At 74.9% G+C, this 15,680-nt stretch carries 11 protein-coding genes; 7 read left to right on the top strand and 4 right to left on the bottom strand.

Annotation, left to right across the window (positions count from 1 at the left end):
- Window position 1: 1 nt before the first annotated feature.
- Window positions 2-1,177, bottom strand: a complete 1,176-nt coding sequence (locus tag SXIN_RS09030) for an acetyl-CoA C-acetyltransferase (RefSeq protein WP_095756833.1) — start codon at window positions 1,175-1,177, stop codon at window positions 2-4.
- 199 nt (window positions 1,178-1,376) lie between these two features.
- On the opposite strand from SXIN_RS09030, the gene mce reads away from it, so the two are divergent.
- From mce to SXIN_RS33015, 5 genes are all read left to right on the top strand, one after another.
- Complete coding sequence (mce, locus tag SXIN_RS09035; protein ID WP_019709981.1) at window positions 1,377-1,829, top strand: methylmalonyl-CoA epimerase; 453 nt, start codon at window positions 1,377-1,379, stop codon at window positions 1,827-1,829.
- A gap of 274 nt (window positions 1,830-2,103) precedes the next feature.
- Complete coding sequence (gene scy, locus SXIN_RS09040) at window positions 2,104-5,721, top strand: polarized growth protein Scy (RefSeq protein WP_095757980.1); 3,618 nt, start codon at window positions 2,104-2,106, stop codon at window positions 5,719-5,721.
- 124 nt (window positions 5,722-5,845) lie between these two features.
- Complete coding sequence (locus SXIN_RS09045) at window positions 5,846-6,775, top strand: coiled-coil domain-containing protein (RefSeq protein ID WP_043459659.1); 930 nt, start codon at window positions 5,846-5,848, stop codon at window positions 6,773-6,775.
- Between the two features lie 328 nt (window positions 6,776-7,103).
- Window positions 7,104-8,342, top strand: coding sequence for an ABC transporter ATP-binding protein (locus SXIN_RS09050; RefSeq protein WP_095756834.1), 1,239 nt, complete (start codon window positions 7,104-7,106; stop codon window positions 8,340-8,342).
- Window positions 8,343-8,875: 533 nt separating this feature from the next.
- On the top strand, window positions 8,876-9,676 hold the full coding sequence (locus tag SXIN_RS33015) for an ABC transporter permease subunit (protein ID WP_039822238.1): 801 nt from the start codon (window positions 8,876-8,878) through the stop codon (window positions 9,674-9,676).
- Between the two features lie 27 nt (window positions 9,677-9,703).
- Here SXIN_RS33015 and SXIN_RS09060 read toward each other — a convergent pair whose 3' ends face one another.
- Window positions 9,704-10,051 (bottom strand): hypothetical protein, encoded by a 348-nt coding sequence (locus SXIN_RS09060; RefSeq protein ID WP_019709984.1) that lies wholly within the window; start codon window positions 10,049-10,051, stop codon window positions 9,704-9,706.
- Between the two features lie 244 nt (window positions 10,052-10,295).
- Here SXIN_RS09060 and SXIN_RS09065 point away from each other — a divergent pair, with 244 nt between their 5' ends.
- Complete coding sequence (locus tag SXIN_RS09065; RefSeq protein WP_019709985.1) at window positions 10,296-11,324, top strand: LLM class flavin-dependent oxidoreductase; 1,029 nt, start codon at window positions 10,296-10,298, stop codon at window positions 11,322-11,324.
- Between the two features lie 88 nt (window positions 11,325-11,412).
- On the opposite strand, the gene SXIN_RS09070 is transcribed toward SXIN_RS09065, so the two are convergent.
- Window positions 11,413-11,805: an SCO5389 family protein gene (locus SXIN_RS09070; protein WP_019709986.1), complete on the bottom strand. Its 393-nt coding sequence runs from the start codon at window positions 11,803-11,805 to the stop codon at window positions 11,413-11,415.
- Between the two features lie 205 nt (window positions 11,806-12,010).
- On the opposite strand from SXIN_RS09070, the gene nucS reads away from it, so the two are divergent.
- Window positions 12,011-12,673 carry an endonuclease NucS gene (nucS, locus tag SXIN_RS09075; protein ID WP_019709987.1) on the top strand — a complete coding sequence of 221 codons (663 nt, stop codon included), beginning with the start codon at window positions 12,011-12,013 and terminating at the stop codon, window positions 12,671-12,673.
- Between the two features lie 97 nt (window positions 12,674-12,770).
- On the opposite strand, the gene SXIN_RS09080 is transcribed toward nucS, so the two are convergent.
- Complete coding sequence (locus SXIN_RS09080) at window positions 12,771-15,506, bottom strand: AAA family ATPase (protein ID WP_095756837.1); 2,736 nt, start codon at window positions 15,504-15,506, stop codon at window positions 12,771-12,773.
- Window positions 15,507-15,680: the final 174 nt, after the last annotated feature.

Raw genomic sequence — 15,680 nt, forward strand, 5'->3', positions numbered from 1 at the left:
GTCACTTGCCCGGGACGCGGACGATCAGGGCGTCGCCCTGGCCGCCGCCGCCGCACAGCGCCGCCGCGCCGGTGCCGCCGCCGCGCCGCTTGAGCTCCAGCGCCAGGTGGAGCACGACGCGGGCGCCGGACATGCCGATCGGGTGGCCGAGGGCGATGGCGCCGCCGTTGACGTTGACCTTCTCCGAGGTCACCCCGAGGTCCTTCATGGACTGCACGGCGACCGCGGCGAACGCCTCGTTGATCTCGATCAGGTCCAGATCGTCGACCGTCAGGCCGTCCTTGTCCAGCGCGTGCTTGATCGCGTTGGCGGGCTGGGACTGCAGGGAGTTGTCCGGACCGGCGACGTTGCCGTGGGCGCCGATCTCGGCGATCCACTCCAGGCCCAGCTCCTCGGCCTTCGCCTTGCTCATGACGACCACGGCGGCGGCGCCGTCGGAGATCTGCGAGGCGCTGCCGGCGGTGATGGTGCCGTCCTTGGCGAAGGCGGGCCGCAGCTTGCCCAGCGACTCGGCGGTGGTCTCGGCGCGGATGCCCTCGTCCTGGGAGAAGACCACCGGGTCGCCCTTGCGCTGCGGGATCTCGACCGGGGTGATCTCCGCCTCGAAGAGGCCGTTCTTCTGCGCGGCCGCGGCGCGCTGGTGGGAGGCGGCCGCGATCTCGTCCTGCTCGGCGCGGCCGATGCCCAGCCGGGTGTTGTGCTTCTCGGTGGACTCGCCCATGGCGACGTTCTCGAAGGAGTCGGTGAGCCCGTCGAGCGCCATCGAGTCGAGGACCTGCACCGCGCCGTACTTGTAGCCCTCGCGGGACTTCGGCAGCAGGTGCGGGGCGTTGGTCATGGACTCCTGGCCGCCGGCCACGATCACGTCGAACTCACCGGCGCGGATGAGCTGGTCGGCCAGGGCGATGGCGTCCAGGCCGGAGAGGCAGACCTTGTTGACGGTCAGCGCGGGGACGTTCATCGGGATGCCGGCCTTCACGGCCGCCTGCCGGGCGGGGATCTGGCCGGCGCCCGCCTGGAGCACCTGCCCCATGATCACGTACTGCACCTGGTCGCCGCCGATGCCGGCCCGGTCCAGGGCGGCCTTGATGGCCACCCCGCCGAGGTCGGCGCCGGTGAAGCTGCGCAGGGAGCCGAGCAGACGCCCCATGGGCGTGCGGGCCCCTGCGACGATCACAGAAGTGGTACCGGTCGTGGCAGTCATGGTGCGGTCCCTTCGGACGGGATCAAGCCTTCCGGGGGGATGCGGCAGGGCCCCGGAAGGGTTAACGAGGGTTTCCGTCAATGTACTGAGCGGTATGCCCCCGGGTCACCGGTCGGCGGGTGTGATCGCGCGCACGTTGCGTAGTCGCATGTGAGAGGGGTGCACTGGTCTCATGCTGACGCGTATCGACCACATCGGAATCGCCTGCTTCGACCTCGACAAGACGGTGGAGTTCTACCGCGCCACCTACGGCTTCGAGGTCTTCCACTCGGAGGTCAACGAGGAACAGGGGGTGCGCGAGGCCATGCTGAAGATCAACGAGACCTCGGACGGCGGCGCCTCCTACCTGCAGCTCCTGGAGCCCACCCGCGAGGACTCCACCGTCGCGAAATGGCTGGACAGGAACGGTGAGGGCGTGCACCACATCGCCTTCGGCACGGCCGACGTGGACGGCGACGCCGCCGCGATCCGTGACAAGGGCGTCCGCGTCCTCTACGGCGAGCCCCGCACCGGCTCCATGGGCTCGCGGATCACCTTCCTCCACCCCAAGGACTGCGGCGGCGTGCTGACCGAACTCGTCACCGCCAAGGGGACGGAGGGAAGCGAGGACCCCCACAGCCACTGACCTCATATCGCCCCGGCCGGTAGAGTGGCCGTTCGGCCGGGGTTGTGAGGCCGGCGCAGGTTCCACGGCTGTGCCCCCTTCCCCGCCGATGATCTGACACCATTCCCCGGAAGGCGGCGTTCGGTTCAGGGAACCCTTCTCCGATTGAAGGCATCCTTGTTTCGGAACGTACCTTCCTACGGAAGGGCTGTTGCCGATCGAAGAACGGGCCGGCGCCTGGAACGGGCAGGGCAGCGCCGGTGTCGACGCGACCAGGGGACGGATGGACCGCGCAGTGCGGGGCTACGACCGCTACGAGGCTGACGACCACCTCTCGAAGTTCGAAGCCGAGATGGAGCGGCTGAAGACCGAGCGGGAGAAGGCCGTCCAGCACGCCGACGACCTCGGCTACCAGGTCGAGGTGTTGCGCGCCAAGCTGCACGAGGCGCGCCGCACCATCATGTCCCGGCCCGCCTACGACCACGGCGATCTCGGCTACCAGGCCGAGCAGTTGCTCCGCAACGCCCAGATCCAGGCCGACCAGCTCCGCACCGACGCCGAGCGCGAGCTGCGCGAGGCCCGCGCCCAGACGCAGCGGCTCCTGCAGGAGGTCGCCGAGCGGCAGGCCCGGCTGGAGGCCGAGCTGCACTCCGAGGCGGTCGAACGCCGCCGCCGGCTCGACGAGGAGCTGGCCGAGCGGCGGCAGACCGTCGAGGCGCACGTCAACGAGAACGTCGCCTGGGCCGAGCAGCTCCGCGCCCGGACCGAGGCCCAGGCCCGCCGGCTGCTGGACGAGTCCCGCGCCGAGGCCGAGCAGTCCCTCGCCGCCGCCCGCGCCGAGGCGCACCGCCTCACCGAGCAGGCCCGGGAGCGGCTGGGCAGCCAGGCCGAGTCGGCCCGCTCCGAGGCCGAGCAGATCCTGCGCCGGGCCCGCACCGACGCCGAGCGCCTGCTGACCGCCGCCTCCAACCAGGCGCAGGAGGCCACCGACCACGCCGAGCAGCTCCGCACCTCCACGGTCGGCGAGTCCGAGCAGGCGCGCCGCCAGGCCTCGGAGCTGACCCGGGCCGCCGAACAGCGCATGAAGGAGGCCGAGGAGGCGCTGCGCACGGCGCGCGCCGAGGCCGACCGGCTGCGCGAGCAGGCGGAGGCCGAGGCGGGCAAGAAGCTCAGCAGTGCCGAGTCCGCCAACGAGCAGCGGATGCGCACCGCCAAGGCGGAGATCGCCCGGCTCGTCAACGAGGCCACCAAGGAAGCCGAGACGATCAAGGCGGAGGCCGAGCAGCTGCGGGCCGACGCCCGCGCCGAGGCCGACCGGATGCGTGCGGAGGCCGAGGAGGCCGCCCGCTCCAAGGTCGCCGAGGACTCCGCCGCCCAGCTGGCGAAGGCCGCCCGCAGCGCCGAGGAGCTGCTGACCAAGGCGGAGGAGGACGCCAAGGCCACGACCCGCGCCGCGGCCGAGGAGGCCGAGCGCATCCGCCGCGAGGCCGAGGCCGAGGCCTCCCGGCTGAGCAGCGAGGCCGCCGACGCCGCCGAGCAGGTCAAGGGCGCGGCCAAGGACGACACCAAGGAGTACCGCGCCAAGACCGTCGAACTCCAGGAGGAGGCACGGCGGTTGCGCGGCGAGGCCGAGCAGCTGCGGGCCGACGCCGTCGCGGAGGCCGAGCGGCTGCGGGGCGAGGCCCGCCGCGAGGCCGTCCAGCAGATCGAGGAGGCCGCGAACCAGGCCGAGGAGCTGCTGGCCAAGGCCAAGGCCGACGCCGAGGAGCTGCGGAACAACGCCGGCTCCGAGAGCGAGCGCGTCCGCACCGAGGCCATCGAGCGCGCCACGACGCTGCGCCGGCAGGCCGAGGACGCCCTGGAGCGTGCCCGGGGCGAGGCGGAGGAGCTGCGCAAGGAGGCTCTCGCCCAGGCCCGGAAGACGGCCGACCAGGCCGTCGAGGAGGCCACCCAGCTCCGCGAGGAGGCCGAGCGGGCCGCCCGCGACCGCCGCGCCGAGGCCGCCGAGGAACTGACCCGGCTGCACACCGAGGCCGAGGAGCGGGTCACCGCCGCCGAGGAGGCGCTGCGCGAGGCCCGTACGGAGGCCGAGCGGCTGCGCCGGGAGGCCGTCGAGGAGACCGACCGGCTGCGCACCGAGGCCGCCGAGCGGCTGCGCACCCTCCAGCAGCAGGCGGAGGAGGACGCCGAGCGGCTGCGCGCGGAGGCCGCGGCGGACGCCTCCTCGGCGCGCGCCGAGGGCGAGTCGGTGGCCGTGCGGCTGCGGACGGACGCCATGGCGGAGGCCGAGGAACTGCGGGCGCAGGCCCAGGAGACGGCCGACCGCATCCGCGCGGAGGCCGCGGCCGCCGCCGAGCGCACGGGCGCCGAGGCCGCCGAGGCGCTGAACGCCGCCCAGGAGGAGGCCGCCCGCCGCCGCCGGGAGGCGGAGACGCTGCTCGGGGACGCCCGCGAGGAGGCCGACCAGGAGCGCCGCCGGGCCCGGGAGCAGTCCGAGGAGCTGCTGGCCTCCGCCCGCAAGCGGGTCGAGGAGGCGCAGTCGGAGGCCGCGCGGCTGCTGGAGGAGGCCGAGCGGCGGGCCGCCGAACTGGTCGGCGCCGCCGAGCAGACCGCCCAGCAGGTACGGGACTCGGTGGCCGGGCTGCACGAGCAGGCCGAGCAGGAGATCGCCGGGCTCCGGTCGGCCGCCGAGCACGCGGCGCAGCGCACCCGCGAGGAGGCGCAGGGCGAGGCGGACCGGGTCCGCGCGGACGCCTACGCCGAGCGGGAGCGGGCCTCGGAGGACGCCACCCGGCTCCGGCAGGAGGCGCGCGACGAGACGGACGCCGCCAAGTCGATGGCCGACCGCACGGTCTCGGAGGCGATCGAGGAGGCCGAGCGGCTCCGCGCCACCTCCCGCGAGGAGGCCAACAAGCGGCGCTCGGACGCCGCGGTGCAGGCGGACCGGCTGCTGGCGGAGGCCACCGAGGAGGCGGACCGGCTGCGCCGGGAGGCCGCCGAGGCCGTCACCTCGGCCCAGCAGCACGCGGCGCGCACCCGCGCCGAGGCGGCCCGCACCAAGGCGGACGCGGAGGCGGCGGCCGAGCGGCTGCGCCGCGAGACGCAGACGGAGGCGGACCGGGTGCTCGACGAGGCGCGGAAGGCCGCCGCCCAGCGCCGGTCGGACGCGGCCGAGCAGGCGGACCAGCTGGTGGAAAGGGCCCGCGAGGAGGCGCTGCGCGCGGCGACGGCGGCCGAGGAGCAGGCGGACACCATGGTCGGTGCCGCCCGCCGGGAGGCCGAGCGGATCGTCGGCGAGGCGACGAACGAGGGCAACGGCGTGGTGGAGCGGGCGCGTACCGACTCCGACACCATGCTGAGCGAGGCCCGCCGGGACGCCACCGCGATCCGGGAGCGGGCCGAGGAGCTGCGGACCCGGGTCGAGGCCGAGATGGAGGAGCTGCACGAGCGGGCGCGCCGGGAGGCCGCGGAGGCGGTGAAGTCGGCCGGCGAGCGGGTCGACAAGCTGGTCACGGCGGCGGCCGAACAGGTCGCGGAGGCCGAGAAGAAGGCGGAGAAGCTGCTCTCGGAGGCCGGCAGCGAGGCCAGCAAGGTCCGCATCGCGGCGGTGAAGAAGGCCGAGGCGCTCCTCAAGGAGGCGGCGCAGAAGAAGGCGGAGGTCGAACGCGAGGCCGAGGCGATGCGCGCGGAGGCGGCGGCCGAGGCGAAGCGGACGGTCGACGAGGGACAGCGGGAACTGGATGTGCTGGTCCGCCGGCGCGAGGACATCAACGCCGAGATCTCACGGGTCCAGGACGTTCTGGAGGCCCTGGAGTCCTTCGAGACGCCCGGTGCGGCCGGGGGCGCGAACGGGGTCAAAACGGCCGCGGCAGCGGGGGCCGCTCGTTCGGGTGGCAAGGGTTCCGACAGCTAGCCACTCAAAAGAGGGGTCATTCTCCACATCAAACCGTCAATGACTCGATGACACGCCGTACAGGCGCCTAGGATTCGGTCTATCACCTCACCGGTCTCTTTCAGTCTCTTTCGACAGGAACCCCATGAGCGACACTTCCTCCCCCTTCGGCTTCGAGCTCGTGCGGCGTGGATACGACCGCGGCCAGGTGGACGACCGCATCACCAAGCTCGTCGCCGACCGCGACAGCGCACTGTCGCGCATCTCCGCCCTGGAGAAGCGGATCGAGGAACTGCACCTCGAGACGCAGAACGCCCAGGCCCAGGTCAACGACTCCGAGCCCTCGTACGCCGGTCTCGGCGCCCGGGTCGAGAAGATCCTCCGCCTCGCCGAGGAGGAGGCCAAGGACCTGCGGGACGAGGCCCGCCGCGCCGCCGACCAGCACCGCGAGCTGGCCGAGTCGGCCGCGCAGCAGGTCCGCAACGACGCCGAGAGCTACGCCAACGACCGCAAGCAGAAGGCCGAGGACGAGGGCGCCCGGATCGTCGAGCGCGCGAAGGGCGAGGCGTCCACGCTCCGCGCCGACGCGCAGAAGGACGCCCAGGCGAAGCGCGAGGAGGCCGACGCCCTCTTCGAGGAGACCCGGGCCAAGGCCGCCCAGGCCGCCGCGGACTTCGAGACGAACCTCGCCAAGCGCCGCGAGCAGTCCGAGCGCGACCTCGCCTCCCGCCAGGCCAAGGCCGAGAAGCGGCTCGCGGAGATCGAGCACCGGGCCGAGCAGCTCCGTCTGGAGGCGGAGAAGCTGCGCACCGACGCCGAGCGCCGCGCCCGCCAGACGGTGGAGACCGCGCAGCGCCAGGCCGAGGACATCGTGGCCGACGCCAACGCCAAGGCCGACCGGATCCGCAGCGAGTCCGAGCGCGAGCTGGCGGCGCTCACCAACCGCCGCGACAGCATCAACGCCCAGCTGACCAACGTCCGCGAGATGCTGGCCACGCTCACCGGCGCGGCCGTCGCCGCGGCCGGCACCCCGGACGACGAGACCGCCGGCGTCCCGGCCCAGCAGCGCGGCTGACCCCGCCGCGGCCCGGCCCGTACGCGGCCGGGCGGACGGGCCGTCCGTCCCGTCCCGCACCCCGAGTCCACGCCGTGCCCCCCGCCACCCCGGGTGTCGGGGGGCACCGTGGTGTCCGGGGGCGGCGGCGCGGGCGCGTGCCGTACCCCCGGACCGGGCCAACGCGCCCCGCCGCGCGGCCCGTTGCGGGGCCGGGGCAGGCTCCGCGGTGGTGCCCGGCCCGTTCGCCGGTAGTCTCGTGGGACCTCAGGGGGCACCACACCACTCGGACTGCGCACCGGACCACCGGATCCGCGCGGCCCCCGACCCATCCGGCGAGGGGCGGAGCATGATCGAGGCAGTCGGCCTGACCAAGCGCTACGGCGCCAAAACGGCCGTGTACAACTTGTCGTTCCAGGTACGGCCGGGGGCCGTGACCGGTTTCCTGGGGCCCAACGGCTCCGGGAAGTCGACGACGATGCGCATGATCCTGGGCCTGGACGCGCCCACGGCCGGGCGGGTGACGATCGGCGGGCACCCGTTCCGCAGACTGCCCAACGCCCCGCGCCAGGTGGGTGCGCTGCTGGACGCGAAGGCCGTGCACGGCGGGCGCAGCGCCCGGAACCATCTGCTCTCCCTCGCCCAGCTGTCCGGCATCCCGGCCCGCCGGGTCGACGAGGTGCTGGGCGTGGTGGGCCTGCAGGACGTGGCCCGGCGGCGGTCGAAGGGCTTCTCCCTCGGCATGGGGCAGCGGCTCGGCATCGCCGCGGCCCTGCTCGGCGATCCGCAGGTGCTGCTCTTCGACGAGCCGGTCAACGGCCTGGACCCGGAGGGCATCCTCTGGGTGCGGAATCTCATGAAGGGCCTCGCGGCGGAGGGCCGGACGGTCTTCGTCTCCAGCCACCTGATGAGTGAAATGGCGCTGACCGCCGACCACTTGATCGTGATCGGCCGCGGGCAGCTGCTCGCCGACATGAGCGTGCGGGACTTCATCGCGCACCACTCGGCCGGATTCGCCCGGGTACGGACCCCGGTGGACGCCCCGGAACAGCGGGAGAAGCTGACCACCGTGCTGAACGGGGCGGGCGGCCACGTCCTGCCCGAACAGGACGGCGCGCTCCGGGTGTCGGGCCTGCCGCTGCCACGGATCAGCGACCTGGCGCACGAGGCGGACATCCGCCTCTGGGAGCTCTCGCCGCACCAGGCCTCGCTGGAAGAGGCCTACATGCAGATGACGCAGGGGGCGGTCGACTACCGCTCGACCCTCGACCCGCGGGCCGGCCTGCGGGCGGCCGTACCGGGCCCGGCGGGTCCGGGGTACGCCCCGCAGGGCGGTTACGTGCCGCAGCCCGGTTACGCACCGCTGGGGCACGAGGGCCACGCGGGCCACCCGGGCCAGGCGCCGCCGCCCGGCGGCTTCCCGCCCCCCGGCACGGCCGCACCAGGGCCGTTCCCGGGAGCGCCCCAGCCGAACCCGTACGCCGCGCCGCAGCCGGTTCCCGCCGCCGCGCCGCCGGCGTCCGCCGCGCCGAACGGCGCCGCCCCCGGCCCCGACCCGACGAAGCGTGACACCGAGGAAGCCCGATGACGACCCCCTCCCAGCCGCAGCCCGGATCCCCGGCCACACCGCCGCAGGACCAGCCGTCCGCGCCCCCGGCGAGCAGCACACCGGAGCAGCGGCCCGCGGCCGCGCAGCCCTCCGCCGGGCAGCCGCCCGCCGGGTCCGGGAGCGCACAGCCGGCGGCCGCGCGGCCCGCCCCCGGACCGCGGGACACCGTGCAACTCGCCCCGGATCGGCGGGCCGGGGACCAGCCGTCGCAGGACCGGGCCGGGGACCAGCCGTCGCAGGACCGGGGAGTGGACCCCCGCAGCCACCGGCCGGACCCGGAGACACCGGCACCGGCACCGGCACAGCCGCAGACGCAGCAGTCCCCCGATCAGGCCCCGGCCGCCGCGCCCTCCGCCGCGCCCTCCGCCGCGCCGGGACCGTACGGGCAGGCCGCCCCCGTACCGCCGCAGCAGATTCAGCAGCAGAACCGGCATCAGCCGCACGCGCAACCGCACCAGCCGTACGGCGCCCACCCGCAGGGGCACCAGCAGCCCGGCGGCGGCCACGGACCGCTGCCCGCCCAGGGCGGGTACGCCTCGCCCATCCCGGTGCGCGACGCGCATCTCGGGCACGCCATCGCCGCGGAGTGGACCAAGATCCGCTCGGTCCGCTCCACGGTCTGGACGCTGGCCGTCCTGGCGTTCCTCGTGCTCGGGATCGGCTTCCTGATCAACGTCTTCACCGACGACGGCGACTACGGGACCCAAGCACCCATCGCCAACGGCCTGTTCGGGCTGATTCTCGGCCAGATCTGCGTCGTCACGCTCGGCGTGCTGGTGATCACCTCGGAGTACGGCACCGGCCTGATCCGCACCACCCTCACCGCCGCGCCGCGGCGTTCCCGGGTGCTGACCGCCAAGGCGCTGGTCTTCCTGGCGGTCTCGTGGACGGTCACCACGGCGGTCTGCACGCTCACCGCGCTGATGGGCGCGGGGATGCACAGCGGGCCGGGAGTGGCCTCGGCGGACGGCGGGCAGTGGGCCGGGGCGACGGTCCTCGCCGGGCTCTATGTCTCGCTGCTGGGCCTGCTCGCCCTCGCCGTCGGCACCCTGCTGCGGCACTCGGCGGGGGCCATCACGGCGATGCTGGGCGTGGTCCTGCTCCCCGCGATCCTCCCGGCGTTCCTCCTCTTCTCGGAGAGCATGCGGCCCGCGGCGGAGAAGATCCTGGAGTACAACGCCATCAACTCCCTCGCCGCGCTGCACCAGGTCAACGACGGCGGCGACGGGCTGAGCCAGCTCCTGCTGCTGGCCGTCGTCACGGCGGTCGCGCTCGCCGGCGCCTACGCCGCGCTGGAGAAGCGGGACGTCTGAGGCCGGCCCGGGAGGCCCCGCCGGGGATCAGTACCGGGGCGCGTTACGGGACCGCTGCACCCGCGTGGTGCGGCGGTCCCGGGCGTTCCAGCAGGCCCGGTGCCAGTGCCGCCGGTCGTCGACCGGGCCCAGCTGCGCCCAGGCCACCACGTGCGGCTGGCCCTGCGGGATCTCCTGGTCGCAGCCGGGGCAGCGGTACCGCTTGGCCGCGGTGGAGCCGCCGACCGGCCGCACCACCCACTCCTCGCCGCGCCAGCTCTCCGTTCTGCCCCAGGCGCCGAACGGGGTCTCCTCCTCCTGCCCCTCGCGGCGGCCGCCGCCGTACGGTGTGGGCTTGCTGCCGCCGCCCCGGGGGCGGTTACGACGGGGGGACACGGGCTGCACCTCGCGGGATATCCGAAGGGTGGACGGTCTGCCGCCCCCCAGCCTACGCGCCGGACCCGCCCCGGTACCGGATCCGCAGAAAACCGTATCACCGCCTCCGATCGCCCGAAATCCTCGGAATCCCCAATAACCCAGATAATCAGCAGAACTTCACGGGAGACCGTGCCCTTGGCACGTGTCGGGCGTTGTTGCCGGTAGGGGAGGCAGCACGCCGTCCGCGAGGAGGCAGAAGGCGATGCAGGTAGGAGTTTTCGTACTGGCCGCGCAGTTCCCCGGCCAGGGAGCGGACGAGGCGCTGCGCCGCGCCGTGTGCACCGCGGAGGAGGCGGAGCGGGCGGGGCTGGACGCGGTCTGGCTCGCCGAACACCACTTCGTGCCGTACGGGGTGTGCCCGTCCGCGGTGACGCTCGCCGCGCTGCTGCTCGGCCGCACCCGGCGGATCGGGGTGGGCACCGCGGTCAGCGTGCTGCCGACCACCCACCCGGTGGCGCTCGGCGAGCAGACGGCGCTGCTCCACGTCCTCTCGGGCGGGCGGTTCACCCTCGGTGTCGGCCGCGGTGGCCCCTGGGTGGACCTGGAGGTGTTCAACGCGGGCCTCGCGGCCTACGAACGGGGCTTCCCCGAATCGCTGGACCTGCTGCTGCGCTGGCTGCGCGAACCCCGGGTGGCGGCCGACGGCGAGCGGTTCGGCTTCCGGGAGGTCCAGGTGGTGCCGCGCCCGAGGGAGCTGCTGGAGCCGACCGGGGGCCCGCCGGTGGTCGTGGCCTGCACCTCGCGGGCGAGTGTGCGGCTCGCCGCCGAGCGCGGTCTGCCGATGCTCCTGGGCATGCACTGCGGGGACGAGGAGAAGGCCGGCATGGTCGCCTTCTGGCGCGACTGCGCCCGGGAGGCGGGCCGGCACCCGGAGGAGATCGCGGCGGCCGGTCACGTCTCGGCCGGTGTGGCGCAGATCGGCGACTCCCGCGACCATGCCGCCGAGGCGCTGCTCAAGGCGATGCCCGGCTGGCTGCGCCAGGGCCTGGAGGCCCATGTCACGGTGGACGGCCGGGAGCGCCGGATGCGCGACCCGCGCGCGTACACCGAACTCCTCTGCGCACTCCACCCGGTGGGCCCGCCGCGGCTCTGCGCCGACCGGCTCGCGGCCACCGCCGAGCGCACCGGCATCAGCCGGTTCGCCCTGCTGGTGGAGGGGTCGGGAGATCTGGCGGCGACCGAGGAGAACGTCCGGCGGCTGGGCGCCGAGGTGCTGCCCCTGCTCGCCTGAGCCGCGGCGCCCGCCCGCCGCACCACGGCCGGCACGGCGCCGCCCCGCGACCGGAGGCGTTCCGGGTGCGGGGCGGCGCCGGGAGCTCTCAGCAGTCGCGCAGCTGGGGCGACTGGTTCAGGATCTGGCCCCGTACGGAGGTGAAGCGCGCGAGCCTCTCGTCGGAGGTGCCGGCCGTCGGGAAGACGGCCACCCGGTGGCAGTTCTGGAACGCCAGCCGGACCCCGAAGTGCCGCTGCAGAGCCCCGCGTATCGCGTCGCTCGCCAGCGCCCGGAGGAGCTGGCCACGCGCCTGTTCGTCTGGCGGCGGCACCTGGTTGTCGGCGAACTCCCCGCCGTCGACCTTGAGCTGGGCCACCAGAGAGCTGATCATCTCCCATGCGTACGGCAGGGAGGTCCGGACGCAGTCGACGAACTCCGCTTCATCGACCTCGCCTCGCTCGGCCTGTTCGAGCAGGGCCGGTGAGACGTCCAGCGACATGGGGTTCTCCTCTCGCACCCCCGCAGGGGTCCTCGGACGGCGAAGGGGAGCCGCGACGGAGCGTGCCCGGACGACGACTTCCCGCATCCACGGTATGCCGCTCCCTCCGGCCGCACCAGGAGAATGGTGACAACCAGCCAGCCGCCGAAGGTGCCCATCCAGGGCGAATCGCGTGGAGGCGGGACGGTCGAGTAGCGTGCGGGCCATGCGTCTCGTCATCGCTCGCTGCTCCGTCGACTACGCGGGCCGGCTCACCGCCCATCTGCCCTCCGCGCCCCGGCTGATCCTGGTCAAGGCCGACGGCAGTGTGTCCGTCCACGCCGACGACCGGGCCTACAAACCCCTCAACTGGATGTCTCCGCCGTGCACCCTCAAGGAGGGTGACGACGCCGTGTGGACGGTGGTGAACAAGGCGGGCGAGAAGCTCATCATCACCATGGAGGAAATCCTTCACGACTCCTCCCACGAACTGGGAGTTGACCCGGGGCTGATCAAGGATGGCGTGGAAGCGCACCTCCAGGAACTCCTCGCCGACAGGATCGAGACACTGGGCGAAGGCTATGCGCTGATTCGGCGTGAATACCCCACTGCCATCGGGCCGGTGGACATCCTCTGCCGGGACGCCGACGGCGGGACCGTCGCGGTGGAGATCAAGCGGCGCGGCGAGATAGACGGTGTCGAGCAGCTCACCCGGTACCTCGAACTCCTCAACCGCGATCCGCATCTGGCGCCGGTGCGGGGCATCTTCGCGGCCCAGGAGATCAAGCCGCAGGCCCGGGTGCTGGCCACCGACCGCGGCATCGGCTGCACCGTGCTCGACTACGACGCCCTGCGCGGCATCGAGGACGACAAGCTCAGGCTCTTCTGAGCCGACGCGCCCCGTCCCCGCCCCGCCCCCGGCTCCGCGGGTTCGGGGCCGTACCGGGCCCCGCAGCCCGGGGCCCGGCCCCGCGCGGCACACGGCCTCAGATGACCGGGGTCTCCTCGCCGGTACCGGTCGTCCCGTCGGCCGAGGCCGACGTCGACGCGGACATCGGCGCCGTCCCGGAGGTGGAGGCCGACGACGTGCCGCCGCCGACCGGGGAGACGGGCGCGGGCTCGCTCGCCGTGTTGGTGGTGCCGCCGCTCGCGGTCGGCGAGGGGCTGGTCGGCTCCTCGCCGGTCGGGTCGTCCGTCGGTTCCCCGGAGGGGGATTCCTCCGGGGGTTCGCTCGTGGGCGGCTTCTTGGTGGGGGTCGAGTCCCCCGAGCCGCCGGTCGATCCGCCCGAGCTTCCCGATCCCCCGGAACCGCCGGAGGAGCCGCCCGTACCCGTCGTCCCGGACGCGCTGGGGCCGTCGCTCTCCGAGGGGCCGCCCTCCCCCGAAGCACTGGGGTCCGGGCTCTCCGACGCCGGCGCGTCCGTTCCGGCCCGGCCGCTCTCCACGGGCTCGGGGCCCCGGGTGGAGTCCTCCGTCGGCTCCTCGGCGGGGAGGCCGCCACCGCCGTCGTCCTCGTTGGCGGACTGCTCGGAGATGACCCGGTCGGGCGGCCCGTCCTCGCCGCCGGAGGTGGCGCCGAGGGTCACCACGGTGCCCAGGACCGCGGTGAGCAGGGCCCCGGCGCTCACGGCGGCGATATTGCGCCGGGCGCCCTTGAGCAGGGTGAGGGGGCGGCCGGGTCCCCGGCCGGAGCCCTTGGCGGTGCCGGGCCGGCCACCCGCTGCGGCACCCGCGCCGCCGGCCACCAGCGCCGGCGTCACGGCCGTGGCACCGGTGTCCGGGGCCCGGCCGGCGGTGAGCGCGCCGAAGGCGCTGGTGACGGCACCGGGCGGGGTGGCGGACTCCTCGGCGTGCGCGGCGGGGATCTCGTCGCCCGGCACCGCGCCGCCCGCCGTGTGGTCGAAACCGCCCGCCTTGTCCTCGACGAGGGCGAGCGCCCGGCGGCCCGAGACGGCACCGCGCCGGTCCGCGAGGACGCCGCGGAGCGCGATGGACGCCTCCAGCTCGGCGCGGGCCCGGTCGAGCTTGCCGGTGCAGAGCGCGAGTACGCCCAACTCGTGGTGGAAGTACGCCTCTTCGGCGACCTCCCCGGAGATCCTGGCGGCCTCCTGCCCGTGCCGCAGGGCGCGCTCCCAGGCGCTCCAGTTCAGCGCGGCGGCCAGCACGGGTGCGGCCGTGCAGGCCAGCAGGACGGCGGTGCTCGGGTGGCCGGGCTCCTCGCCGGAGACGAGGACGGCCATCGCCGCGAGCATGGCCTCGGACTCGGCGGCGGCCCGCTCGGGAAGGACGGACGGGTGGCCCGCCCACCAGGCGTAGTGCCGGCCGGCGAGGTGCGCCCGTTCCGCGGTGCCCTCCCCGTAGCCCGCGGCCTCCAGCTGGGTGGCGACACCGGACGCGAGGCGGTAGTGCCCGGCGACCGGGGTGACGAGGCCGCAGGCGAGGAGTTCACCGAGCGCGGCGTCGGCGTGGCTGTCACCGGCGAGCGCCGGGAGGTGGGCGTGGTGGGGGCAGTCGCCGCCGAGGGCGAGGGCCAGCCGCAGCGTCTCGCGGGCGGATTCGCTCAGCCGGGAGGCGAGCAGGGCGGCGGGCGCGGCGGCCTCGGCGAGGGTCGGCAGCGGTACGGCCGCCGCCGCGGCCTCGGTGCCCTCCGGGCCGCTGACGGTGTCCACGGCGGCCGGGCGGTCCTCGGCGCCCTCGGTGTGCGGCCCGTCCTCCGGGCCGGCGCCGCCGAAGACGTCCGGGTCGGCGCGCAGGGCGTCCCGCTGCCTGAGCAGGGCTCCGGCCTGGACGAAGCGGAGCGGCAGGCCCTCGGACTCGAACCACAGGTCTCCGGCCCAGGCCTCCTCGTCCTCCTCCAGCGGGCGGTCCACGACGTGCCGGAGCAGTTCGGTGCAGGCGCCGCGGCTGAGGCCGGGGAGGAACACCTCCTCGACATGCGCGTCGGCGGGCGGGGCGGCCACGTCGGGAGTGGCGGAGAAGAGGAAGGCGCACTCGGGCGTGGCGTCGAGCAGTTCGCCGAGCGCGGCGCCGCCGCACCCGAGGTCGTCGAGGACGATGACGGCGCCGATGCGGCGGACGTGGGCGAGCAGGTCCTCGCGGGCGGGCCGGTGGCCGGCGGCGTCGTACACCGCGTCGAAGAGGTCGTACAGCAGGTCCGAGGCGGTGCGGCCGTGGCCGGAGAGCCGGACGACCCCGTCCGGCGCGAGGTCGGTGCACTCCTCGGCCACGGCGTCCAGCAGGACGGTGCGGCCGGAGCCGGAGGGGCCGGTGACGCGGACGGACCGGCCGCGGGCGAGGAGGCCGCGGAGCCGTATCCGCTCCTCGGCGCGCTCCAGCAGCGGGGTGGCGGAGACGGCGGGCACGGCCGGGGCGGCGGGCACCGGCGGCGGTGTGGCACGGCCGCGGCGGGCGCGCTCCGCCGGGGTGCGGCGGGCGGGGGCGGCGGGGCGCCGGTCCGGCGGGCAGGCCTCGACCTCGCTGCCGTCGAGCGGATTGACCGTCAGCAGGTACTCGCCGGCGGTCAGCGTGGTGGTGCGGACCGGCGTGGGGGTCGGGGCACCGGCGACCAGCTCGGAACGGGCGGCCTTGGCCGGGACGGGCAGCGCGGCCTCGCGCCGGTGGAACTCCGGAGGGCCGGGCGTGGACTCGGCGTCCTGCCGTGCGCCCGGACGGTCGTCGTGGTGGTGGCCGTGCTCGTCCGGCCCACGGTGGTTCGGGTCCATGGTGAAGCCCCCAGGTACGTCGCGTGCCGATGCTCTCCCGGCCGGTCACTCCCCCGGCGGGGGCCGGGGGGTGCCCCCAGCCGTCGCGTGGTCCGGGGGGCGTCGCGGAGTGTGGGATGCCGCGCGTCCCGCACTTTAGACGGTCGTACGGGCTCCGGGAAACAGCGGGAGGGC

Source organism: Streptomyces xinghaiensis S187 (assembly GCF_000220705.2).
Lineage (GTDB): Bacteria > Actinomycetota > Actinomycetes > Streptomycetales > Streptomycetaceae > Streptomyces > Streptomyces xinghaiensis.